The organism is Rhizobium aethiopicum (genome assembly GCF_900094625.1).
Classification (GTDB): domain Bacteria; phylum Pseudomonadota; class Alphaproteobacteria; order Rhizobiales; family Rhizobiaceae; genus Rhizobium; species Rhizobium aethiopicum.
This window is the reverse complement of record NZ_FMAJ01000005.1, coordinates 296626-320959: the sequence shown is the minus strand read 5'-3', so window position 1 is coordinate 320959 and position 24334 is coordinate 296626. Positions and strand designations below refer to the sequence as shown.

Genomic DNA, 24334 nt, shown 5'->3' with positions numbered 1-24334 from the left:
CAACCGCAACCCGGTTGCGGCCCTGGAGGAGAAAAGTCAGTGTCATCATTGCTGAGTGCGGCCGGCTCTCGCCTGCTGCAATACCCTGCGCATTGCTGCTCGAGGCCAGAGCGCGCATGACGGATCGCAAGCTCAAAGTCGGCCTCTTCGGCATAGGTCTCGCGACATATTGGCCGCAGTTCGAGGGTCTGGAGGAAAGGCTGACGGCTTATGTCGGCCAAATGGCCGAGAAACTGGCCCGTCCCGATATCGAGGTCGTCAACCTCGGCCTGATCGACACGCCCGAAAAGGCCATCGACGCGGGTCATCGTTTCCGCGAGGCCGATGTTGACATCATCTTCCTGCATGTGACGACGTACGCCTTGTCGTCCACGGTCCTGCCGGTCGTGCGGCGCGCGCGCGTCCCCGTCGTCATCCTGAACCTGCAGCCGCAAGCATCGATCGACTATCGCAGCTTCAACGCGCTGGGCGACCGGACAAAGATGACTGGCGAATGGCTTGCCCACTGCGGCGCTTGTCCTGTGCCCGAGATCGCCAATGTGTTCCGCCGGTCGGGCGTCGCCTTTCATCAAATCACCGGCATGCTGCACGACGACCCGGTCGTCGACCATGAGATTGCCGACTGGATCGACGCGGCGCGCGTCGCCCATGTGATGGCGCATAACAGGCTGGGCGTCATGGGCCGCTATTACAACGGCATGCTCGACATCTATTCCGACCTGACGGCTCATACGGCAGCCTTCGGTACGCATGTCGAAATTGTCGAGATCGACGAATTGGCGCGGCTGCGGCGCGAGGCGACGGACGAGGAAATCACCGCGACTCTGGCAACCATCCGGCGCGAATTCGACATCGATCCGGACTGCGATCCGACAGAGCTTCGAAGGGCGGCCGGCACGGCCGTTGCCTTACGCAAGTTCGTCGACGCCAAAAAGCTAGGTTCGCTTGCCTATTATTATGAATCGTCACCCGGCCATGAATATGAGGACGTGATCACTTCGGTCATCATTGGCTGCTCGCTCCTGACGGCACAGGGCGTCCCGGTGGCCGGGGAATACGAGGTCAAGAACGTCCAGGCAATGAAGATCATGGATAGTTTCGGCGTCGGCGGATCCTTCACCGAATATTACGCGATGGATTTCCGCGAAGACGTGGTGCTCATGGGTCATGACGGACCAGGGCATATCAAGGCTGCCGAAGACAGGACCAAGATCCGCCCGCTGAAGGTCTATCATGGCAAGGTCGGATCCGGTGTAAGTGTTGAGATGTCCGTCAAACATGGGCCGGTGACCCTTCTTTCGGTCATCGAGCGCGAGGGGCGCATCGTCCTGCTCTGCGCAGAGGGAGAGTCCGTGCCCGGGCCAATTCTGGAAATCGGCAATACCAACAGCCGCTACAAGTTCGAGATCGGCGCCCGCCGCTTCGTCGAGAACTGGAATGCGGAAGGGCCGGCGCATCACTGTGCCGTCGGCGTCGGACATATAGCCGGAAAAATCGAAAAACTCGGCAAGCTTCTGGATCTCGAGGTGATCCAGATCTGCTGAAAACTCGCATGCATGGACCGTGGCCTGGCGCTCCGGTCAAACAATCAACAGGTGAGGAGGACCTGACATGCCCATAGGGAATTCGAAAGAGCCGGCCCGCAGCCGCCGCTTGGCGGGGCTGCTCGTCGCGGCCGTTCTGGCGCTGGGAGGCCAGCCGGCTGGTGCTGCCGAAATTCATCTTGATGCCCCGGCGCCGACCCCGCCTGCGGAAGTGGCAAAATTCGAGCCGATCGCACCCGGCAGTGCCAAGGGACTGACGCTCGGCTTTACGCAGCTCATCCTCGGCGTTCCCTTCACGGACGCGCTGCAGCGCGGCATGGAGAAGGCCTCCGAGACGGCCGGCTTCAAGCTGGTCACCTGCGACTCCAAAATGGACGCCGCCACCGCTCTTGCCTGCGTGCGTCAATTCAAGACGCAGAACGTCAACGGCCTGATCACCTTCCAGGCGGATGCGGCAGCTGCCGCCAATATCTGCGCCGAAGGCCCGCAGGTTCCGGTCATTGCGATCGATATCGAACAGAAGCCGTGCGAAACGGCCTTTGTCGGTGCCGCCAATTCCTATGCAGGCGAAATCGTCGGCCACGAACTCGGGATGTATTTCGCCAAGAATTTCAACTGCGAATATGATGCCTTCGTCTCGCTGGAATCGACTGCAGTCGGCGTCGTCAACGACCAGCGCATGGGCGGCATCCGCAAAGCCTTCGAAGCCGTCTGCGGGCCGGTCAAGAACCTGCGCATCATCGACACGGGCGCCGGCGGCCAGGCCGATGCCGCTCAGCGCCAATTTACCGATACGCTGACCGCCCTGCCCGGCGCCGGCAAGATCATCACCGTCGGCATCAACGAAGATGTCATCACCGCAGCGCTTGCGGCGGCACGCACGCAGGGGCGAAACCAGGATCTCTATCTCGGCGTTCAGAATTTCGATCCCGACAACTGCCAGATCTGGACTGCCCCGCATTTCATCGCCACGGCGGCTTATTTTCCCGAACGTTATGCGGATCTGATCGTGCCCAATCTGGTCAAGGCGATCAAAGGCGAGAAGATCAACAGCCAGATCCTGGTTCCGCATGAGCTGATCACGCCGGCGAATGTCGCCCAGATCTATCCGGAGTATGCCTGCAAATGACGACGGACTTCCTTGCCGTCCGCGGCATCCGGAAATCGTTCGGCCCGGTCGAGGTGCTCCATGGTGTGGACCTCGATCTCGCCGCCGGAACGATCACCGCCCTTCTCGGGGAAAACGGTGCCGGCAAGTCCACATTCGTACGCATTCTGGCGGGTGATCACCGGCCGGACGACGGCACGATTTCGGTGGACGGCAAGGTCGCATCCTTCCACGGCGTCGGCGATGCGCGCGATGCCGGCATCAGGCTGATCACCCAGGAAATCGCCGACGCTCCGACCCTGACGGTTGCCGAAAATATCGTCCTTGGTGCCTGGCCGACGAGAGCTGGCCTTCTCGATCGCGGGGCCATGCAGCGGATGGCAAAAGAGGCGCTGGATCTGCTCGGCGCCGATCTGCCGCTGACGGCGAAGGTGGCAAATCTTCGGCTCGGCGAGCGGCAGATCATCGAGATCGCCCGGGCGACGATCGGCACGTCGAAGTGCATCATCTTCGACGAGGCGACCGCCGCATTGTCGGACGCCGAGGCGCGCAAACTCTTTCAGCTGATCCGGCGCCTGGCCGAACGCGGCACGGCCGTTCTCTACATCACCCACCGGCTCGACGAAGTCTTCACCTTGGCCGACCGGGTCTGCGTGCTGCGGGACGGCCGCGTTTCCCTGGACCGGCCGACGGATGAAGTCACCCAGGAACAGGTCATTGAGGCAATGGTCGGCCGGGCGGTTGCGCATGCGCGCCACTCGCTTGGCCCGTCGTCCTCCAGCGCCAAACCGGTTCTTCGAGCGGAACGCCTTGGATCGGACGCCTTCGCGGATATCTCCTTCGCTCTCGGACCGGGGGAGATCCTCGGCATGTACGGCAAGGTCGGTTCCGGCGTCCAGGAGCTCGCGGCGTCGCTGGTGGGTGCGCGAACATTCGACAGAGGCGAGCTTCTCATCGACGGCAGGCCCGCCCATTTTCGCCATCCCGCCGAGGCGATCGCCGCTTCGATCGGCCATCTGCCGGCGGACCGGGCAAGCGAGGGACTGCTGCGCACCATGACGCTCGCAGAAAACCTGTCCGCACCGAGCTGGCCGCGACTGTCGCGCTCCGGCATGCTGAGCGGCGAGCGACTGCGGGCGGCCTATTCCCGTTGGCATCGGAAGCTACGCGTCAAGGCGGACACCGCCGGCAACCAGATCATCACCGAATTGTCCGGCGGCAATCAGCAAAAGGTTTTGCTCGGCCGCTGGCTGGAGGCGGGCTCCAGGATCCTGGTGCTGACGGAACCGACACGCGGTGTGGATGTCGGCGCCCGCCAGGAGATTTATCGCATCCTCGCCGAACTGGCTGCCGACGGCCATGCCATCATCATCGCGACCTCGGACTATGAGGACATCAACGCGGTCGCCAGCCGCGCTCTCGTCCTGGTCCGCGGGCGGTTGATCGCGGAGATCCCGCACGATCGCATTTCCACTGAAACCCTGACCGAAGCCGCGGGAGGCGGTGTCCATGCATGACAAGCTTCAATCCGAGGCCATGACAGCTATGGCGGATATCGACACGAGTAGCGACAAAACCAGCTTCTGGCGCAAAACGCCGGAATCGGCCGCGCTGCTCGCCTTCCTGCTCGCTGAGATCGTGTTCTTTTCATTGAGTTCGCCCTACTTCCTGACCTGGGGCAACTGGGTCAACGTGATCACGGCATTGTCGATTACCGGCGTGCTTGCGGCAGGCGGAACCATGCTGCTGATTGCCGGCCAGTTCGACCTGTCGGTCGGCAGTGGCGTCGCCTTCGTCGCCCTCATCATGGCCCTCACCGTCAACAGCATCGGCATCGTTCCGGCAAGCGCCCTCGCAATGCTTGTGGGCATGGCGATCGGCGTGATCAACGGCTTCCTGGTTACCAAGATCGGCGTCAACGCCTTGATCACCACCCTTGGAACCCTGGCGATCTTCCGCGGCCTGACCCAGTCGATCGGCGGCGGCAAGAACATGTTGATTGCAAATTTCGACTGGGCAATCTGGCGCCCTTTCCTCAACATCCCGCTGTCTGCGCTGGTCTTCGTTCTCGTGGCCATCGTCGTCGGCATCGTCCTCAAACGCACGGTTTTCGGCCGGTCGATCTACGCGATCGGCGCCAATGAGAATGCCGCGCGTCTGGTCGGGATCAAGACCAAGCGCGTAGTGTTTTTGGGCTTCTCGCTCTCCGGTGCCTTTATCGGGCTCGGCGGGCTGATGAGCGCCTCGCAGCTGGGCTCCACGTCGGGCACCACCGGCCTCGGCCTGGAGCTTGCCGTCGTCACCGCCGTCATCCTCGGCGGAACGTCGCTGAAGGGCGGCACCGGCACGATGTTCGGCACGGTGATTGGGCTGCTGATCGTCGGGGTGCTGAACAATGGTCTGACGCTGATGAACATCAACTCTTCCTGGCAGCAGGCCGCCACCGGTTTTCTGCTCATCCTTGCGGTCTCCTTCGACCAATTGCGGCAGCGGCTTGTCGGCGGGCGCTGAGAACAGGCCATGACGAAGCAAACAACGTTCAGGCTCATCGACAATGTCGATGTAGTGATGCGCGATGGTGTGATCCTAAAGACCGATCTCTGGCTCCCGGCGACGGAAGGCGCCTGGCCGGTGCTTCTGCAGCGCACGCCCTATCGCAAGGATGCGCCGTTCGGCTCACAATATATCTCCGCCTTGGAGTTTCAGACGGCACTGCGCCGAGGTTATGCGATCGCCATCCAGGATACCCGCGGACGCTATCAGTCGGACGGCGAGTTCGTTCCCTTTGAATTCGAGGGGCGTGACGGCGCCGATACGATCGAATGGCTGAGACGCCAGCCGTTCTGCAACGGCAAAGTCGGGATGTTCGGTGCTTCCTACGTCGGCGCCACGCAGGTGCTGGCGCTGTCGGAAAATCCGGCGGGTCTGAAAGCGATTGCTCCGCAATTGACGACGGCGCGCCATGGGGAAACCTGGATGTATCGCGGCGGTGCACTCGAACTCGCATTCCTGCTGTTATGGGTGATTGAGGCGCTGGGCGCCGACCACATCCTGCATCGGACAGCGGTGATGCCGCCCGATGTGCGGGAGCGCTCGCAAGCGTTTCTGGAGCGCTTGCAACAGGATCCTTTCGCAGCCTTTGCCCGATTGCCAATCCTGAATGAAGCGATTGCCGAACTCGCACCCTATGTCCGGGACTGGTTCGATCCCCGGGCGATCTGGGGCGAGTCCGAGTTGTTTTCACCCGATTGGGTCGAGGCGAACGAAACCGCGATGCTGGTCGTCGCCGGCTGGAACGATATCTTTCTCGAGGGCTCGATCGAGCTCTTCGAGAAGGCAAAGTCCCGATGGACGGGGCAAAGCGACATGCCCGATCGGCTCATCATCGGCCCATGGTCGCATGGCAATCCCAGCGATTGGCAGGGCGGGGAATGGTTGGGTTACGGGGCATCGGCCGTCGATCTTCCGGAGGAGAACCTGGCTTTCTTCGACAGCGCTCTTCGGGATCGGCAGCAGGATTCTCCGACGGTGCGTTATTTCCGTTCAGGATCGAATAGTTGGCACGCCGCTCCGGATTGGCCTCTGCCTGACATGGTTGCCGTGCCGCATTTCCTCGATTGCAGCCGAGCTACGCTGGGTTCAAGTCCGGGCGCAAAAGCGAGCGCCAGCTATGTTTCCGACCCATCCATGCCGGTTCCGACCATCGGCGGTGCGACATTCCTGCCCGGCCTTCTTCTCGGCCGCAATTCCGGTCCGCTCGATCAGGCGCCGATCGAGATCCGAGACGACGTTCTGGTTTTCACCGGCCAGCCCCTGCGGGACGATATCGAGGTGACCGGGCTTGTGACGGCATGCCTGTGGGTCGCCTCCTCCGCCACGACCTGCGACTGGACGGCCAAGCTCTGCGACGTGGCCCCGGACGACCGGAGTCTCGCTATCGTCGATGGAATCATCAGATGGAAGCGCGGCAGCGAAGCGGGCGATGATCCCGCCGAGCTCACCATCCGCCTCGGACATGCCAGCCGGCTGTTCAAGAAAGGACATCGGCTGCGACTTCAGATCGCCTCGTCCAACTTCCCGCGCTTCGACCGGAATCCGCAGTCAGGGGTCCCTTCTACCCTCGCCCGGGCATCGGATTTCGTGCCGGCCAGGCAGCGAGTCTTCTCCGGCGCGGCCTATCCGAGCCGTCTGATCCTGCCGGTGGTGACGGCTGCCTATCCTGAGGCGAGATCACTGGCCGGGTTGAGGGCATAGCCAACGCTGGCAAACCCACGATTCAGACTGCAGCGTCTGGACGAAAGCCGTGTTCGAGGCAGCGTTTCAAACTATTTTCCATCGAGCCATTCCTGCAATTCCGCCTCCGCCCGTTCCAAAGCGCTGTAGTTCAGGAGTTTGCGTAGGAAAGCGATCGTGACGGCGCGGGCGCGCAGATTGAAGCGGCCGTCCTCGTGGTCGTCGCCGGCCGTCTGGTAGACGTCGAGCTTGTCGTAGAGCTGCTGCAGGCGGTTTTGCACGCTGCGCAGTGACAGGCTCCGGCGTTTGGCGATGGCCCGATCGGTCAGGCCGAGGGCGATATCGACAAGGATCTCGTATTCGGAATCGGTGAAGCCATTGGTCTGGCCCAGGCTTTTCTGTTGCAGGCCGCGCACCTCGCGGTCGATGACGCACTGGCTCTCGATGAAGATCGAGCGTAGCGCGAGCTTCAGCCGCTCGTCGGAAGCGGATTTCAGCACATAGCCATAGGCGGCGCCATCCGGCACGATGCGCGAGACGCCGCGCACGTAAGCCTCGTCCGAATAATTTGACCAGAACAGGATGCGGGTCTCCGGCCGCTCCTTCCAGATCGTGCGCGCCGCCTCGATGCCGTTGCGGCTCGCCATCTGCAGATCCATGACGATGTGCGCTGACTTATGATCGCGGGCGAGCTTCTCGCCGGCCGTTCCGTTCTCCGCCTCGATCACCGTATCGCATTCCGGCAAGGCGGCGTTAACAGCCTCGTGCAAGTAGGAGCGGTGCAGCGGGTCGTCCTCGACGATTAGAACCTTCATCCTGCCTTTCTCCTCAATCTGGCTCAGCCGCCGGGCCGCTCGGCGCCAGCGGCAGCACGACGCGCACCGCAGTGCCGCGATTATTTTGGCCGGCGCCGATCGTGAAGCGCGCCGAGATCAGCCTCGCGCGGGTCTTCATATTGTCGATGCCGCCGCCGATCCGTCCGCGCGTCTTGGCAAGCCCTGTCCCGTCGTCGGAGATTTCGATCGACAGCTGTTCGTCGTCGGCTTCGAGCCGCACCATGATTGCCAGCGGGGCGGCATGGCGCACAGCATTGTTGATCGCCTCCTGCGCTATGCGGAACAAGGCGACGCTGACGGTCGGTTCCAGCCTTTCCAACGCGCCGTTCGTTTCGTCGACGAGTCCCCATTCGATGCCCGACCCGGTGTCGCGCGTCGATCGGTCGAGATGATGCTCGATAGCCTGTGCGAGGCCGAACAGCTGGAGCACGGAAGGTTTTGCCTGCTCGATGATCTGCCGCAGATCCTGCATGCAATGCTGCAGCGACCGAGAGACGGGTTCGAGCGTCTCAGGCGTCACCTCGCCGTTGCGCGACAGCCGATCGATCCGGCGGGCAAGCCGAGTCAAGTCGGCGAGCGTCTGGTCGTGAAGGTCCATGCCGATCCGCTGGCGCTCCTGCTCCAGGGCTTCTGTAAGCTTCAGCGCACCCTGACGCAGCCCCTCCTCGCGAGCGCGCGCCTCCGCCTCGACGATCGCCGAGCGTTGAGCCTGCTCGGCTGCCTGCAGCGCAAAGAAATAGGGCGTCAGAAGATCGGCGATGATACGAGCGCGCTCGACGTCCTCCATCGTATAGACGCCCGCCTTGTGAGACGAACAGGAAAGTGCTGCGATGATCGTCCCCTGCACCTTCATCGGCACATGCAGCCGGCTCCTCAGCGATTGTTCGACGATCGGCCGCTTGAACGCACCCTCGAAATGGAAGCGCGGATCTTTCATGGCGTCGTCCGAGAGCAAAAATTCGACTTCACCCCTCAAGAGCGAACGGATGGGACTGTTGACGACAGGCGCGCCGGCGATCTCGCCCCAGGCGGTCTCGATGCCGGTCTCGTAGGCCGTGTGATAGTTGCCGCCCTCGAGCAGCACGCAGACATCGAGATGGTCGTGCGGGATGATGTGGGCGACTTCGGCCGCGACCGAACGGATGGCCGAGCGGAAATCGAGCTGGCCCGCGAGCAGCCGGGAAATGCCGAGATAGTGGTCGAACAGGGCTGCCGGTGCGAGATGCAGCATTGTCAGTTCCTCCCCGTCACGACAGGCTCCTCAACCCGGCGTGATCGTTTCCCAGTAAGCGCCCACGGATGGGCCGCCGTCTTGCGTAAACCCGCAGCTTGTTGCGCAAAACCCGCAAACGAGTTGCCGCCTTGCCCCTGTACAGGCCGGCCGATCTCCCGCATCCTGCCCATACTGAGAGGAGGAAGCTCAGTGCAAGAACAATTTTCACTCGGGCCCGGTTCAGCCGGCAGGAGTGAAGCGATCCGCCGACCGGCGCGATCATGAGGGAGGAAGACATGACAATCCGTAAGATGTTTCTGGCATCGGCCGCCATTGCTTGCGCCGCCATGCCCATTTCCGCCTTTGCCGACACGTCGGCCAAGAAGATCGCCCTTTCCAACAACTATGCCGGAAACTCCTGGCGCCAGGCCATGCTGACGAGCTGGGGCAAGGTGACGGGCGAAGCCGTGAAATCAGGTGTCGTTGCCGCCGCCGACCCTTTCACCACCGCCGAGAACCAGGCGACCGAACAGGCTGCGCAGATTCAGAACATGATCCTGCAGGGCTATGACGCGATCGTGCTGAACGCCGCCTCGCCAACGGCGCTGAACGGCGCGGTCAAGGAAGCCTGCGACGCCGGCATTACCGTCGTTTCCTTCGACGGCATCGTGACCGAACCCTGCGCCTGGCGCATCGCCGTCAATTTCAAGGAAATGGGCCGCAGCGAGGTCGAGTATCTGTCGAAGAAAATCCCGCAGGGCGGCAATCTGCTCGAGATCCGCGGCCTCGCCGGCGTCTTCGTCGACGACGAGATCTCGGCGGGCATCCACGAAGGCGTCAAGCAGTTCCCGCAGTTCAAGATCGTCGGCTCCGTTCACGGCGACTGGGCGCAGGACGTCGCGCAGAAGGCGGTCGCCGGCATCCTGCCGAGCCTGCCCGAGATCGTCGGCGTAGTGACGCAGGGCGGCGATGGTTACGGCGCCGCACAGGCGATCGCCGCGACCAACCGGAAGATGCCGATCATCATCATGGGCAACCGCGAAGACGAGTTGAAGTGGTGGAAGGAGCAGAAGGACGCAAAGGGCTACGAGACCATGTCCGTATCGATCGCGCCCGGTGTCTCGACGCTCGCCTTCTGGGTCGCCCAGCAGATCCTTGACGGCAAGCAGGTCAAGAAGGACCTCGTCGTGCCCTTCCTGCGCATCGACCAGGACAATCTCGAAACGAACCTCGCCAACACCCAGGCCGGCGGCGTGGCCAATGTGGAATACACGCAGGCGGATGCGATCAAGGTCATCGAGTCGGCAAAATAACTCTCCCGGCGACTGCCGCGCGGGCCGCAAATGGCCGCGCGGCAGTCCTTTCGAGCAGGTGTGGCGGGCAGCATGAACGAGGTTTTCGAGGCGGTGATCGCCGTCGACAGCGCCAAGGTGAGCTTCGGGGCGGTCAGGGCGCTTGACGGCGTCACCCTGCGCGTCATGCCGGGCGAATGCGTCGGGCTCGTAGGACACAATGGAGCCGGCAAATCCACCATCGTCGGCGTCATCAATGGCGGCCTCACACCCCATGAAGGAAGTGTCGCCAGCGACGGCGAGCGGCTGGAGCGCTACGGCATCAATGCGGCGCGGGCCCGCGGCGTGCGTTGCGTCTTCCAGGAGCTTTCGCTCTGCCCCAATCTCTCCATCGTCGAGAACACCCGCATCATGCACCGCGATCTCGGCGGCTTCGGCTGGCGCAGGCGCGCCGCAAGAATCATCGAAAAGAGCCTAGATGCTGTCTTTCCCGGCCACGGCATCGACAGCGGCCGGGCCGTCGGCGATCTCTCGATCGCCGAGCGGCAGATGGTCGAAATCGCCATGGCCTTTTCCGACGCCGGCATAACGCCGCGGCTGGTGATTCTCGACGAACCGACCTCGTCGCTCGATGCGAGCCTCGCCCGGCAGATGCTCGACCATGTCCGCCGCTTCGTCGCCGCTGGCGGCTCCGTCATCTTCATCTCGCATATCCTGCACGAGATTCTCGAAACCTCCGACCGCATCGTCGTCATGAAGGACGGCCGCGTTGTGGCCGAACGTCCGGCCGATGGATTCGACCATCATGGTCTGGTTGAGGCGATGGGCACCGTTGCGAAGGAGGAGGAGGGCCAGCGGCCGGCGCGCGCGCAATCCACCGCTCCTCTCGTGCTGTCCCATCAGACGGCGGGCCGTCCGTTTTCCGCCCGCAAGGGTGAGATCATCGGATTGGCGGGGTTGGCCGGCCACGGGCAGACCGAACTCCTGCTCGCGCTGCATGCGGCCCAGTCTGGCAACTGGCTGCCCGAGCGCGACCCGCTCGTCACCTTCGTCGCCGGCGACCGCCGCCTCAACGGCGTCTTCGAACTCTGGAGCATTCTGCGCAACTTCTCGGTCGCCTCGCTCGGTGACCTGTCGCGGCGCGGCCTCATTCTCGCTGATAAAGAGGAGGCCAGGGGCGCCGACTGGAAGCGGCGGATCGAAATCCGCACGCCCGACATGGCAAACCAAATCTTGTCGCTTTCCGGCGGCAACCAGCAGAAAGTGCTCTTCGCCCGCGCCCTTGCCACGCGCGCGCCCGTCGTCCTGATGGATGATCCGATGCGCGGCGTCGATGTCGGGACCAAGCAGGAGGTCTACGCCATCATCCGCGACGAAGCTTCGCGCGGCCGCACCTTCATCTGGTATTCCACGGAAATGGACGAGGTTCGTCTCTGCGACCGTGTCTACGTCTTCCGCGAAGGCCGTATCACGGCCGAACTCGCCGGCGACGCCGTCAGCGAGAGCAATATCATCGCCGCCTCCTTCGAGGGGGTGGCCGCATGACGTTCCGGCTCTCGTCCGACGCCATGCGTCTTGCCATTCCCGCTTTGTCGTTGACCCTGCTGCTCGCTGCCGTCTTCTGGCTGCAGCCGCGCGCCATGAGCTATGTCGGGCTCAACCTGCTGTTCAACCTGGCTGTGCCGATCGCGCTCGCGACGGTCGCCCAGATGCTTGTCATGGCGGTGAACGATCTCGATCTGTCGATGGGCACCTTCGTCAGCTTCGTCGCCTGCGTGAGCGCGACCTTTCTGCGCGATGATCCCGTAATCGGCGTCCTGATCCTTGCGGGGGCGATTGCAGCCTATGCGGGCCTCGGCGTCATCATCTATCTGCGAGACCTGCCGTCCATCGTCGTCACTCTCGGCATGAGCTTCGTCTGGGGCGGCCTTGCCGTACTGCTGCTGCCGGCGCCGGGCGGGCAGGCGCCGGACTGGGTGCGCTCTCTGATGACCGTCAAGCCGCCGCTGGCGCCGATGGCGATCGTCGCCAGCATCGTCATCGCCGCCGTCGCTCATCTTCTCGTCATGCGCTCCTCGCTCGGCGTGCTGATCCGCGGAATCGGCGGCAACCAGCGCTCGGTCGAGCGGGCCGGGTGGTCGATCGTCGCCGCCCGCGCCGCCGCCTATGGCCTGGCCGGCCTTTTCGCGGTGCTTGCGGGCATCGCCCTCGTCGGTCTGACGACGTCTGCGGATGCGAATATCGCGCTGCGCTACACGCTGCTGTCGATCGCCGGCGTGATCCTCGGCGGCGGCGAATTCATCGGCGGGCGCGTTTCCCCTGTCGGCGCCGTCATCGGCGCGCTGACGCTGACGCTTGCCGGCTCGTTCCTGTCCTTCCTGCGCATCTCGCCCGATTGGCAGATCGGAGCCCAAGGCGCGATCCTGATCATCGTGCTCGCGCTTCGCCTGATGCTGAACCGCCTGGAGAAACGGGAGAAACGCCGCCGATGACTCCCCTCCTCAGCCTCCTCGGCAAACCCTGGATCTGGTCATGGCTTGCCGCCTTCGTCGTCTGGTTCCTGACGATCATGGTGACGCTCGGCGCCAGCACGGTCGGCCTGTCGCAGGCATCACTCACCTTCGCGGCCTTCTCTGTGATCGTCGGCATCGGCCAGATGTTCGTCATCACCCTCGGTCCCGGCAATATTGATCTGTCGGTTCCCGCCACCATGACGCTTGCCGGTACGGTGGCGCTGAAGCTGATGAACGTCGAAAACGGGATGATTCTCCCCGGGCTTCTTGTCGCCGTCCTCATCGGCCTCGTCGTTGGCCTCGGCAACTACGCGCTCATCAAGGCTCTACGCATTCCGCCGATCATCGCCACGCTTTCCGTGAGCTTCATCGTGCAGTCCGCGGCGATCTGGACGAACCGCGGCTTGCGCATCAAGCCGCCGAGCATGCTTGCGGAGTTCACCACCACCAACACGCTCGGTGTGCCGAACGTCGCAATCGTCGCGTTCCTCATCTCGCTGCTGGCCTGGTTCCTGCTCGAGAAGACGATCTACGGGCGCTGGATTTCGGCGATCGGCCAGAGCATGCCGGCCGCGCGCATGGCCGGCATCCCGGTCGACGGCACGCGTTTCGTCACCTACCTGTTCTGCGCCATGCTCGCATCCGTCGCTGGCTACCTGCTCGCCTGCTTCTCCGGTGGCGCGGCGCTGAATATGGGCTCGGAATATCTGCTGACCTCGATCGCCGTCGTCGTGATCGGCGGCACGGCCGTGGCCGGCGGCGATTCCAACGTGCCGGGCATCTGGGGCGCGTCGCTATTCATGTTCCTGGTCGTTTCCATGCTCAATACCTATGGGCTCGGTGCGGGCATCCGCCTCATCATGACCGGCCTCATCATCATCAGCGTCATCATGCTTGCCGGCGGTCGCCGGGCCGGCATGCGATAATCGGGAAGACCGCCATGGCCGAGGCCAGCATCTACGAAATTCACGACCCGCGCTTCCGGCAGTTGATCGTCACCAGCGCCGGGCTTGACGAACTCCATTCCGACTGCCGCTGGGCGGAAGGTCCCGTCTGGTTCAACGATGCCAACCAGCTTCTGTGGAGCGACATTCCCAATCAGCGCATGCTGCGGTGGACGCCCGAGGACGGCGTCTCCGTCTACCGGCAGCCCTCCAACTTCACCAACGGCCACACGCGAGACCGGCAGGGCCGGCTCATCTCCTGCGAACATGGCGGGCGCCGCGTCACACGCACCGAGATCGACGGCTCGATCACCGTGCTCGCCGACCGCTTCGAGGGCGCGCGGCTCAACTCGCCGAACGACGTCGTGGTGAAATCGGACGGCACGATCTGGTTTACCGATCCTACCTACGGCATCATGTCGAACTACGAAGGATACCAGTCCGAGCCCGAGCAGGCGACGCGCAACGTCTACCGGCTCGACCCGGCGACCGGCGAGCTAACCGCTGTCGTCACGGATTTCATCCAGCCGAACGGCCTTGCCTTCTCGCCTGACGAGACGATCCTCTATGTCGCGGATTCGGCGGCAAGCCACGATGAAAGCCTGCCGCGTCACATTCGCGCCTTCGACGTCGTCGACGGCGGCAGGCTTGCGAACGGTCGCGTCTTCTGTCTTATCGACAACGGCATCCCGGACGGCATCCGGACTGACGTGCAGGGCAACCTTTGGTCCAGTGCCGGTGATGGCGTGCACTGCTTCGATCCGGCCGGCAAGCTGATCGGCAAGATCCGCGTCCCTCAGACCGTCGCCAACCTCACCTTCGGCGGCCCCGGACGCAACCGTCTGTTCATCGCCGCCACGCGCTCGCTCTATTCCGTCTACGTTGCCGCGACCGGCGCCCAAAGGCCGTGAGCCGGTGATAGCCGCATTCATGGATCCTTACATTTGCTGGACCAGTTATGCGGAGCCGTCGAGGCTTCACGGGTGAACGCCCCGCCGCATCGAAGCGGCGGTGCGTCATCTGGTAAATCGGGCGTCAGACCTTTTCCAGCCTCCAGGTCCGGACCTCGAACGGCATGATGTCGGCGGGACCCTTCCGGTCCATCGGCTCTTCGAGAATGGTCAGCGGCTCCGATGCCGTCCATCCCGAAGGCAGGCCGATGGAAAGGCGGCCGCGGCGGCCGGCGGGCTCGTAGAGGCGCAGGATCAGGCCCTCGCCCTCTTCCGCCGCCTTCAGGCCAGAGAAGGCGACGGGAATGCCGTCTACGGCAAGCGGCGCGAAAGTGCCGGCGGAGAGGCCGCTGGCTTCCGCCGTGATAAGCGGCTGGTTGAGATCGATCGCCTCGTCGAGCACGCCGCCTTCATGCCAGGCGCCGTCATGCGGCATCAATGCATAGGTGAAGCTCTGTTCGCCCTCATCGGCCAGCGGATCCGGATAGACCGGTCCGCGCACCAGGCTCATGCCGATCACATTGCCGCGGGCGCTGTGCCCGTATTTGGCATTGTTGAGCAGAGCCACGCCGAAGCCCGGCTCGCTGAGATCGACGAAGCGATGGGCGACGGCTTCGAACATCGCCTGTTCCCAGGAGGTGTTCGTATGCGTCGCCCGCTCGACCACGCCGAAAGCGCATTCGAAGGTCGCCTTGCGTGCCTGCACGTCGACCGGGCTGACGGTGCGCAGCAGGGTGCGGCGGTCGTGCCAGTCGATCGTCGTTTCGATGTCGAGCCGCTTGCCGTTAGCGGTCAGCACATAGGTCTGCGTGACGCTCGAATGCCGGTAGCGGTGGACGACGCGGATCGCCGCGCGATGCGGGCCGCTTTCGACGAGGCTGATGCTTTGGGGCGCTTCGAGGCGGACGGCCTTTTCGGCGTAATCGGCGTCGACGTCCCAGGCATCCCAATTGCGCGGCTTGTCGGCCGGATAGACCCAGAGCTGGTTGGCGGAGCCATCGACCGCTTCGCGGCCGCTTGCCTTGTGGATGAGGCTGGCGACGGCTCCGTCCTTGCCGATGACGACCGCGAGATGATCGTTTTCGAGGCGATCGGAGCCGGCTTTCAGCCCGCCCGCTGGTTTCAGCGCCCGCCTGTCGAAGACGGCGACCGACAAGGGAGCGACGATATCGGCGGCCGCGAGCACCGTGCCGTCGGCAAGTGTCGCGCTTACCGGCCGAGACGCAAGCGACGGATTGACGACGATGAGGGCATCAGCGACCCCGCCCTTCGGCAGATTGACCGACAGCGCCTGCAATGACTTCGCCTGCTCGGCCTTGGCATGGTCGATGACGCCGCCGAGCTCCTGCTCCGCGTCCTGATAAACCTCGCGGATGCTGGAACCCGGCAGGATGTCGTGGAACTCGTTCTTCAGCACCACGCGCCAATCCGCTTCGAGGCTCCGCGGCTTTTCGGCACCGAGCAGATGAACAAGCGAAGCGAGAGTTTCGGCGGTGATCAGCGCGCGTTCTGCCTGGCGGTGCTTGCGCTTGACGCCGCTTTGCGTCGTTAGCGTCGCACGGTGCAATTCGAGATAGATTTCGCCGTCCCAGACGGGAAGCTTCCTCTCCCCAGCGCTGCGATGCGCCTGCTCGTAGAAGCCCTTGACGGTCCCCCAGCGCGCCTGCGGAATGGCGGGAAAATCGCGCAGTTGCACTTCGCGCTCGACCATCTCCGGTGTGACACCGCCGCCGCCGTCGCCGTAACCGACGGCGAGAAGCGAGGCGTGATGTTGCACTTTGCCGCGGAAATTCTTCCATGTCGGCAGGTAGCAATCGGGCTGCACGAAGCCGTTATAGCCCTGCATCGGATTGTCGAAAGTGTGGGTCAGCACCTGGCTGCCGTCGAGGCCCTTCCACCAGAAAAGGTCGGAAGGAATGTGGTTGGTCTCGCTCCAGTTGACCTTGATGGTAAAGAAGCTGTCGATGCCGCCCTGTTTCAGGATCTGCGGCAGCGCGCCGGAGAAGCCGAAGCAATCCGGCAGCCAGCAGACGGTATGGCGCGCGCCAAAAGTCTTTTCGAAATAGCGCTGGCCATAAAGCACCTGGCGGACGAGGCTTTCGCCGGTCGGCATGTTGGTGTCGGGCTCGACCCACATGCCACCCACGGTTTCCCACTTTCCTTCCGCGACCTTCCGCTTGATGCGATCGAGAAGCTCCGGATCTTCCTCTTCGATCTGCGCGTAATAATGGGCGGTCGATTGGTTGAAGCGAAAATCCTCTGAGCGCTCCATCAGCGACAGCGCCGTGTTGAAGGTACGCCGCATCTTGCGCCGCGTCTCGCGATAGGGCCAAAGCCAGGCAAGATCGATATGGGCATGGCCGGTCAGCACCAGTTCGCCATTTGGTGGGAAGCGCTTCTGCAGTTCCTTCAGCCGCTCCGCCAGGGCCTCGAAGGCGGCGGCGGCCGAAGCGCTCTGCTCGTCGGAAAGACCTGCGGGGTCGGCTGCAAGTTCCGGCAGCTCCCAGATCTTCTGCTGCATGACGGCATCAGCGGTGCGGGAGATGTAAGCCGCCGTATCCGACGGCCAGTCGAGGCTGCGCAAGGCCTGCTCGGCGGCGCCGACCAGATGCGGCACGACCTCATGCTCGCCGAGCACACCGATCGCCTCGGCGATCTGCTTCAGGAGAAGATGCAGGCGATGGACGGGACCGTCGAGCCAGATCAGCCGGGCCTTGTTGAGCCGAGGCGCTCGGTTCGGCTCGCCGAAGGGAAAGCGGGCGACGCTTTCCGTCGCAATCGAGAAGCGACGGCCCTTCACCGGGAATTCCTGATGATAGGGATCGAGACCGAATGTTTCGCTCCCGCCAGCGGGATAGCTCAGCGTGATCAGGCTCTCGCCGCCGAGATCGAGCTGCAGGCGGATATCTTCGAGCGGCCAGTTCGCAGGCGCTTCGGCGCTCGCGGCAAAATGCACCACGCCTTGTCGATGCGGCCAGTCCTGGTGATGGGCGATCGGCTCGCCCTCGAAGGTCCAGCCGTCGATCTGGCTGCTATACCGGTCCCGCCAGTGCGCGAGCTCGGCGATACGGACCTTCAGACTGTCGAGGCGTTGAGCAATGGTGAGCGGCATGGCTTATCCTGTTGAAAAATCGGCAGCGTGCGATCGGGAATCATGGTTTTGGGAGATGAAGATAATGCGATAGATATCGCGAATGCCGGCCCTCCTCCCAACGGGTCCTGCCGCCCCTTAGATTAAGTAACTTTGATTTCCAGTCAAGGGAGGAAAGCTTCCGGATAGACGTGACCTTGCCTCAGCTTCTATCCAGTTTTGAGTTCGCTCCAGCGGTGTTGGATTGCTGTATTCGGGGCGGTAGCGGCGGGTTGCGGTGCGGAGCCATTTCGGCTGCGAAGCACCGCATCACGTCGCGGGTTGATTGTCTGAGCGAACTCGGCAGGTATCACCCAGCCGAGTCCAGAGTGCGGTCGATGATCGTTGTAATCGCCGCGCCAGTTTGAGAGCGCTGATCGAGCTTGGGTCAGTGACGAGAAGAGAGTTTCATTCGAGAACTCGCCTCGGATGGGCAAAGGGCAAAAGACGGGGCGTCGTACAGGCAGCCGTTGACGCTTGCCCCTTCCGATCCCATCTGCTCCGGTATGCCCAAGATGAAGAAGACAACGAAGAGCGATGATCCCGAGCTGATCAGGGAGTGGTCACTCCCCGTGCAGGCGACGCTCGGATCGGCTGTCAGGGTGAAGGGAATTCTGCAGGAGATCCGGTCCCGCCTGCCCCCGGCGGTCAGAAAGTCGCTGGATATGCAGTCGGGCGAGCTTGCCCTCGTCATGCCGGAGACGTCGAAGACAGCGTTTCGCGCGACCTCGTCGATTGTCTCCGAAGCGCTGCGGGGTATCTCGGACCTTCCGATCATCCCTCGTGAGATAGAGGACATCCTGGGGATTACGGCTTCTGAAAGGAAGCGTTGGCTGGAGGATGGACGTCTTCCGAGTGCTGGAACGAGGACCGTCCGGCTTCAAGGCCGAGCGCGACGGATCACCTTCCATGTATTTGATCCACGGGTCGTAGAGGATCTGCTCGATCGCGGGGCCGTGGACGAATGGCGCGAGCAAGACGCGGTGGTGAAAGCCGAAAACAGGAGACGCGCCGCCTATCAGGCGAAGCTGTCGCGTTCACTGAAAAAACAAGAAAAAGCCAAACAAGCTGATGAGAACAATGACGACCCCGCGACCGGGCTGAGCGGTTGGGACGAGTTCGGGAGCGAAGGCCTGCTGCGGTAGGATTGGCGGCGTTCGCATCGGCAAATTACCGCAGGACTTACCTAGCGCCAGAGGATCTGGAGGCGGCAGCCGTAGCTGCCACCCCTATTTCCCGTGTCACGCGGCTGCCGGTCGGTTGATTGTCAGGAAGTGCCGGACGACGGGCTTCTCAGGACCGACATGGTAAGCCAGAACCTTCCCCTGCAGATCGGCGTCGGCGTTCGAGACCCGCTTGTGCTGGCGAAGATGTTCAGCCCAGGATTCCACCATGAACCACTCGACGATCTTCTCAGGGTCCGCCGAGTCCTCAGTGACACCCCATCCGTAGGCACCGTCGCGGCGACGTTCCATGGAAAGATGGTCGAGAGCGTGCAGGAAGGCTGTGCGGTGCTGCTTCTCGACCTTGTATTCGATCAGGATGAGAACTGGGCCACGATCATGAGCAACTGGCTCGGCAACGAGCGGCTCAGGCCAGTGGTTGGACGGCACAAGGTCGGCATCGCCTGCGGGAAGCTTCACGCGGTGCATGATGAACCCGGCGATGAGCAGGCCGGCCGCTCCAATGAGCAAGGTGGACTGGAGGCCGACAGCTTCGCCGACTGCACCCCAGCCGAGACTTCCGGCAGTCATCGCACCGTTGAAGACGGTCAGATAGACGGCAAGACCACGACCACGCACCCAGTTCGGAAGAACGGCCTGCGCTGCCCCGTTGAGTGTAGTCAGGGCGGTGATCCATGCTCCCCCGAGGAAAAGAAGGACCACGATGGCGATGATCTTCGGCGGCGCAAGTGACAGGACTCCCATGACGGCTGCTGTGACAAGCGCGGCGCCGAGAAGCAGTCCGTCGGAGCTCAAGCGTTCACGCAGCTTCGGCATCACCAAGGCTCCCCCGATCGCACCGGCACCTACCGCACCAAGCAGGATGCCATAGAAGCTGGCATCACCACCGAGGAGTTGTCGGGCAACGAGCGGAAGAAGAGCCCAGACCGCGCTGGCGAAGGCAAAGAAGATCGCGGCCCGCAGAAGCACGACGTGCAGTGGCTCGCTCGAGCGGGTGTAGCGAAGTCCGGCCCGGAACGCACCGAAGAATTTCTCCTGAAGCGCATCGTTGGAGTTCTTTGTCCGCGGCCACCAGACAAGAGCTGCGATCACGACGATATAGCTGGCCACGTCCGCGCCATAGGTGATCCCGGCTCCAAAGGCTGCGAGAAGGAGGCCACCCGCAGCAGGCCCGATGGAGCGGGCGATGTTGATGCCGAGCGAGTTGAGCGCCACCGCGCTCTTCACGTCCTCGCGCTTCACCAGTTCCGGCACAATTGCCTGCCATGTCGGTCCCATCAATGCGGCGCCAATGCCGCCGAAAAAGGTCAGGCCGATCAGCGCGCTGACCGAAAGCATGCCTGTCTGCGAGAGAACCATCAGCGCGATGCTGACAGAGGCGAGTAGCACCTGGACGGCAATCAGGAACTTGCGGCGGTCGAGGATGTCGGTGAGAACGCCTGCGGGGATGGCAAGCAGGAAGATCGGCAGGGTTCCGGCAGCCTGGACCATGGCGACCGCGGCCGGCGATGCGGACAGATCCGTCATCAACCAGGAGCTTGCGACATCGCGCATGAAGCTTCCGGTGTTGCCGATAACGGTGGCGATCCAGAGGACAGCGAACACGGGCTGTGCAAGCGGCGCGAAGGCTCCCGCGGATGACTTTGCGGCGCTCATTTGCCTGCTCCCTTTGTGAGGTCAAATGCTGCAACGAACACGAATGCGCCCGACAGGCCGAGGTGCTCAAAGAAGGCATTGGTGGCCATCATGCGGTCCATCCCAGGCGCCATTTCCCAGAAGCGGAGGGCGATGAGGGTCGCTAGAAGCGTGAAGCCAGCCAGCGCCAGCGCGCCCGCCCAGCGCAGGAAGCCCGAGATAACCATGGCGGAGGCCGTCAGCTCGAATACGATGACGGCGACTGCGAAGAAGGAGGCTGGGTGAAGACCGAAGTGTTCTATCTCGCTCAGGGCACCGCTGAAGTCGAAGATCTTGGTGAGTGGGCCTTGAATGTAGGCCGCGCAAAGACCCATCAGCGACGCCGTCCGCACGACAGGCGATCTGACGACGCGTGCCACGCCGCTCCGGATTGGGTTGGATAGATGAGATTGGTAGGTCATATCTGCTCCTGTATGTTCGCCGCGAGCGGCTGCGTTCGATGGAGCGATATTGGCTGCTTACCGCATTGCCAACAATTGCAGCAATAGTTTCTATTTAATTGCAAAATCGGCAATTATGAAGTGACGCCCGGGTGCCGGTCGGCACCCGAGCTAAGTCTTCGTCAGACCGCCCAGCAGGAGCAGCCGAGAGCGCCGAAGAATCCCTTGAGGTCGGCAATCGGGAGCTTGGATGTCCAGGCTCCGGCATGGTCATGGCCGTGCACGCCGCAATTGCTCGCACATCCGCAGGTAGAGATCGCGGTGCGGCGCAGCGAACGAGCGCCTGCCCCTTCCGTTTCACCCCATGCCGCGTAACCGCCGAACTTGCGGACAGGCGACCAGTCGGGCATCGCGGGCGGGATGTCGTTCTCATCGAGCGCTTTGAAGTCGCCCGCGCCGTAGACGATCTTGCCGCCGACCATTGTCAGTTCCGAAACAACGAAGGAGATCTCGTCCTCGGCGCAGGAGAAGAAATCCTTGTCCGGCACCACGAGATCAGCGAACTGACCCTGCTCGATGCGGCCTTTCTTGCCTTCCTCGTTGGAGAACCAGGTCACTTTCTCGGTCCACATCCTGAGCGCCGTCTCGCGGTCGAGGCAATTGGTGCGCGGATAGAGCTGCATGCCGCCGACGGTCTTGCCAGTTACCATCCACGAAATCGAGACCCACGGATTATATGAGGCGACGCGGGTGGCATCGGTGCCGGCCGAGACGTTCACGCCCTTGTCGAGCATCTTCCTGATCGGCGGTGTCGCTTCCGCCACGCCGTGCCCGTAGCGCTCAACGAAGTATTCGCCCTGATATGCCATACGGTGCTGTGTGGCGATGCCACCGCCGAGGGCGGCGATACGGTCGATCGAGCGATCCGAGATAGTCTCGGCATGGTCGAAGAACCAGTTCAAACCTTCGAGTGGAATGTCCTTGTCAACCTTCTCGAACACGTCGAGGGCACGGGAGATCGTCTCGTCATAGGTGGCGTGCAGACGCCACGGCCAACGGTTTTCCGCCAGGATGCGGACGACATCTTCCAACTCACCTTCCATTTCCGGAGCCATCTCCGGACGGGGCTGGCGGAAATCCTCGAAGTCGGCGGCCGAGAACACAAGCATCTCGCCCGCACCATTGTGCCGGAAGTAGTCGTTACCCTGCTTGTATTTGACCGACTGGGTCCATTTCAGGAAGTCCTGCTTCTCTTCCTTCGGCTTCTGGGTGAAGAGATTGTAGGCCAGCCGAACCGTCATCTGGTTCTCGTCGGACAGCTTCTGGATGACCTCATAGTCGTCAGGATAGTTCTGGAAACCACCACCCGCGTCGATCACACCTGTCACGCCAAGGCGGTTCAACTCGCGCATGAAGTGGCGGGTCGAATTGACCTGGTAGTCCAGCGGAAGCTTGGGCCCCTTGGCAAGCGTCGAATAGAGAATGCCTGCATTCGGCTTCGCCAGCAGCATACCGGTAGGATTGCCGTTGGCATCGCGGGTGATCTCGCCTCCGGGCGGGTTCGCGGTGTCACGGGTGTAGCCGACAGCGCGGAGAGCCGCACCGTTGAGCAGCGCACGATCATAGAGGTGCAGAAGGAACACGGGTGTGTCAGGCGCGACAGCGTTGATCTCATCGAGAGTGGGCAGCCGCTTTTCGGCGAACTGATGTTCCGTGAACCCGCCGACGACGCGAACCCACTGCGGCGCGGGCGTGATCGCCACCTGGCGCTTCAGCATGTCCATCGCGTCGGCGAGCGAGCGCACGCCGTCCCAGCGCAGTTCCATGTTGTAGTTGAGACCACCGCGAACGACGTGGGTATGGTTGTCTATCAGGCCGGGAAGAACGCGCTTGCCCTTGAGGTCGATGATCTCAGTGCTGGGACCAGCCAGCGCCATGATCTCGCTGTTGGATCCGACCTCCAGAAACAACCCGTCCTTTATTGCGATCGCAGTCGCATTCGGATTGGTCCGGTCAAGGGTCGTCACGCGGCCATTGTGGAGGATCAGGTCGGGATGCATGATGTCTACTCCGGTCTGGTTGGGATCGGCAGCTTTCGCTGGTGAGAAGAGGTTCGAAAACGCCAGGCTCGATGCACCTCCGAGAAAGGATCGACGCGTCGTCATCAGCCCCTCTCCTCTACAGTCGCATCTGCCTGACGAGCAATGTTGATGTCATCGCCACCCTTCGGCAGGTGACCGAACATGTGCGGCTTGATCTGATGAAGCCATGAGATGGCCGCCGGCTCGCTTTTCCAAAGCGTCTTTGCGAACGGAATGATCTGTTCGCCGACAAGGATTCCGAGAAGGCCGATCAGAGCAATGACAGGCGGCGCTGGTGATCGGACGTTGAGCAGGCCGTAGACGATACCGACGAGCAGGCCAGCGCCAAGCGATAGGAGATAGAGTTTCATGGGATGTTCTCCAATTGCGGAAGGACCGCTCCGAGGGGTTATCGGAGCGGCCTGATCAGGCCGTTACTTCGCGGGGTTCGGGCCGATGCGCTTACCGTGCTTGACACGCTCCTCTGCGCCGTGAACCATCGTGTAGGCATAGTCGATGCCCATGCCGTAAGCGCCCGAATGTTCCTTTACGAGGGTCGTGACCGCATCGTAGGTCTCCTTGCGAGCCCAGTCGCGCTGCCACTCGAGCAGGACCTGCTGCCAGGTGACCGGAATCACGCCTGCCTGCACCATGCGATCCATCGCGTATTTGTGTGCGTCGGAGGAAGTGCCGCCGGAAGCATCGGCAACCATGTAAATCTCGTATTCGGGAACGTCATGGAGAGCCGAGAGCGCGAACGTCGTGTTGCAGACTTCGGTCCACAGACCGGAGACGACGATCTTCTTCCGGCCCTCGGCGGCGTTCTTCGCCAGCGCGTCGCGGACGTTCTGGTCGTCCCAGGAGTTCATCGAGGTGCGTTCGAGAAGGTCGTTCTCCGGGAAAACGGCAAGCAGCTCCGGATACGTGTTACCCGAGAAGGATTGCGTCTCAACTGTGGTGATCGTGGTCGGGATGTTGAAGATCTTGGCGGCCTTGGCGAGGCCGACGACATTGTTCTTCAGCGTCTGACGATCGATCGACTGGACCCCGAACGCCATCTGCGGCTGCTGGTCGATGAAGATGAGCTGGCTGTTTGCCGGGGTCAGGACTTCGAGCTTGGACATGGTCAATTCCTCTTCGGTTTGTTTGGACCGCCTGTTGCGGTGTTAGACATGGGCAGCAGCGATTGATCGGACGCCCGCGCGACGCCCGTTCTGCAATCCTTTAAGTG

General features: G+C 62.7%; 19 protein-coding genes and 1 pseudogene. 11 read left to right on the top strand and 9 right to left on the bottom strand.

Annotated elements, in window-relative coordinates:
• Positions 1 to 116 precede the first annotated feature (116 nt).
• The 5 genes from GA0061105_RS13660 (at position 117) to GA0061105_RS13640 (ending at position 6906) form a co-directional block, all read left to right on the top strand.
• Complete coding sequence (locus GA0061105_RS13660; RefSeq protein WP_092750690.1) at positions 117 to 1544, top strand: arabinose isomerase; 1428 nt, start codon at positions 117 to 119, stop codon at positions 1542 to 1544.
• Positions 1545 to 1611: 67 nt separating this feature from the next.
• On the top strand, positions 1612 to 2673 hold the full coding sequence (locus GA0061105_RS13655; protein ID WP_064696923.1) for a sugar ABC transporter substrate-binding protein: 1062 nt from the start codon (positions 1612 to 1614) through the stop codon (positions 2671 to 2673).
• Entirely contained in the window at positions 2670 to 4169 is a 1500-nt protein-coding gene (locus GA0061105_RS13650) for a sugar ABC transporter ATP-binding protein (RefSeq protein ID WP_092750688.1), read from the top strand. The genes GA0061105_RS13655 and GA0061105_RS13650 overlap by 4 nt, the downstream gene beginning before the upstream one ends.
• Positions 4162 to 5163 carry an ABC transporter permease gene (locus GA0061105_RS13645; protein WP_092750686.1) on the top strand — a complete coding sequence of 334 codons (1002 nt, stop codon included), beginning with the start codon at positions 4162 to 4164 and terminating at the stop codon, positions 5161 to 5163. Before GA0061105_RS13650 ends, GA0061105_RS13645 begins: the two co-directional genes overlap by 8 nt.
• A gap of 9 nt (positions 5164 to 5172) precedes the next feature.
• Positions 5173 to 6906, top strand: coding sequence for a CocE/NonD family hydrolase (locus tag GA0061105_RS13640; RefSeq protein ID WP_092750684.1), 1734 nt, complete (start codon positions 5173 to 5175; stop codon positions 6904 to 6906).
• Between the two features lie 71 nt (positions 6907 to 6977).
• Here the strand turns inward: GA0061105_RS13640 and GA0061105_RS13635 are convergent, their stop codons facing one another.
• Entirely contained in the window at positions 6978 to 7700 is a 723-nt protein-coding gene (locus GA0061105_RS13635) for a response regulator transcription factor (RefSeq protein ID WP_011428784.1), read from the bottom strand.
• Positions 7701 to 7713: 13 nt separating this feature from the next.
• Complete coding sequence (locus tag GA0061105_RS13630) at positions 7714 to 8952, bottom strand: GAF domain-containing sensor histidine kinase (protein ID WP_064696927.1); 1239 nt, start codon at positions 8950 to 8952, stop codon at positions 7714 to 7716.
• A gap of 278 nt (positions 8953 to 9230) precedes the next feature.
• Between GA0061105_RS13630 and GA0061105_RS13625 the strand changes: the two genes are divergently transcribed.
• The 5 genes from GA0061105_RS13625 to GA0061105_RS13605 all read left to right on the top strand — a co-directional run bounded on the left by GA0061105_RS13625 (position 9231) and on the right by GA0061105_RS13605 (position 14594).
• Positions 9231 to 10247, top strand: a complete 1017-nt coding sequence (locus tag GA0061105_RS13625) for an ABC transporter substrate-binding protein (RefSeq protein WP_092750682.1) — start codon at positions 9231 to 9233, stop codon at positions 10245 to 10247.
• A gap of 72 nt (positions 10248 to 10319) precedes the next feature.
• Positions 10320 to 11771: a sugar ABC transporter ATP-binding protein gene (locus GA0061105_RS13620; RefSeq protein WP_092750680.1), complete on the top strand. Its 1452-nt coding sequence runs from the start codon at positions 10320 to 10322 to the stop codon at positions 11769 to 11771.
• Complete coding sequence (locus GA0061105_RS13615) at positions 11768 to 12718, top strand: ABC transporter permease (protein WP_092750678.1); 951 nt, start codon at positions 11768 to 11770, stop codon at positions 12716 to 12718. Before GA0061105_RS13620 ends, GA0061105_RS13615 begins: the two co-directional genes overlap by 4 nt.
• Positions 12715 to 13665: an ABC transporter permease gene (locus tag GA0061105_RS13610; RefSeq protein ID WP_092750677.1), complete on the top strand. Its 951-nt coding sequence runs from the start codon at positions 12715 to 12717 to the stop codon at positions 13663 to 13665. Before GA0061105_RS13615 ends, GA0061105_RS13610 begins: the two co-directional genes overlap by 4 nt.
• 14 nt (positions 13666 to 13679) lie before the next feature.
• Complete coding sequence (locus GA0061105_RS13605) at positions 13680 to 14594, top strand: SMP-30/gluconolactonase/LRE family protein (protein ID WP_092750676.1); 915 nt, start codon at positions 13680 to 13682, stop codon at positions 14592 to 14594.
• A 124-nt stretch (positions 14595 to 14718) separates the two neighbouring features.
• Here GA0061105_RS13605 and GA0061105_RS13600 read toward each other — a convergent pair whose 3' ends face one another.
• The gene (locus GA0061105_RS13600) at positions 14719 to 17745 is read right to left on the bottom strand and encodes an alpha-mannosidase (protein WP_092750674.1); all 3027 of its coding nucleotides are present in this window, start codon (positions 17743 to 17745) and stop codon (positions 14719 to 14721) included.
• A gap of 188 nt (positions 17746 to 17933) precedes the next feature.
• Positions 17934 to 18194, bottom strand: a pseudogene (locus tag GA0061105_RS13595) (integrase core domain-containing protein); the annotation flags it as partial.
• Between the two features lie 75 nt (positions 18195 to 18269).
• On the opposite strand from GA0061105_RS13595, the gene GA0061105_RS13590 reads away from it, so the two are divergent.
• Complete coding sequence (locus GA0061105_RS13590) at positions 18270 to 18908, top strand: hypothetical protein (protein ID WP_208601649.1); 639 nt, start codon at positions 18270 to 18272, stop codon at positions 18906 to 18908.
• A 96-nt stretch (positions 18909 to 19004) separates the two neighbouring features.
• Here the strand turns inward: GA0061105_RS13590 and GA0061105_RS13585 are convergent, their stop codons facing one another.
• The 5 genes from GA0061105_RS13585 to GA0061105_RS13565 all read right to left on the bottom strand — a co-directional run bounded on the left by GA0061105_RS13585 (position 19005) and on the right by GA0061105_RS13565 (position 24227).
• The gene (locus tag GA0061105_RS13585; RefSeq protein WP_092750672.1) at positions 19005 to 20603 is read right to left on the bottom strand and encodes an MFS transporter; all 1599 of its coding nucleotides are present in this window, start codon (positions 20601 to 20603) and stop codon (positions 19005 to 19007) included.
• On the bottom strand, positions 20600 to 21043 hold the full coding sequence (locus tag GA0061105_RS13580) for a DoxX family protein (RefSeq protein ID WP_092750670.1): 444 nt from the start codon (positions 21041 to 21043) through the stop codon (positions 20600 to 20602). The genes GA0061105_RS13585 and GA0061105_RS13580 overlap by 4 nt, the downstream gene beginning before the upstream one ends.
• Before the next feature lie 161 nt (positions 21044 to 21204).
• Positions 21205 to 23187, bottom strand: a complete 1983-nt coding sequence (locus GA0061105_RS13575; RefSeq protein WP_092750668.1) for an amidohydrolase — start codon at positions 23185 to 23187, stop codon at positions 21205 to 21207.
• The gene (locus tag GA0061105_RS13570) at positions 23187 to 23474 is read right to left on the bottom strand and encodes a XapX domain-containing protein (RefSeq protein WP_092750666.1); all 288 of its coding nucleotides are present in this window, start codon (positions 23472 to 23474) and stop codon (positions 23187 to 23189) included. The genes GA0061105_RS13575 and GA0061105_RS13570 overlap by 1 nt, the downstream gene beginning before the upstream one ends.
• A 63-nt stretch (positions 23475 to 23537) precedes the next feature.
• Entirely contained in the window at positions 23538 to 24227 is a 690-nt protein-coding gene (locus tag GA0061105_RS13565; RefSeq protein ID WP_092750664.1) for a hydrolase, read from the bottom strand.
• Between the last annotated feature and the right edge of the window lie 107 nt (positions 24228 to 24334).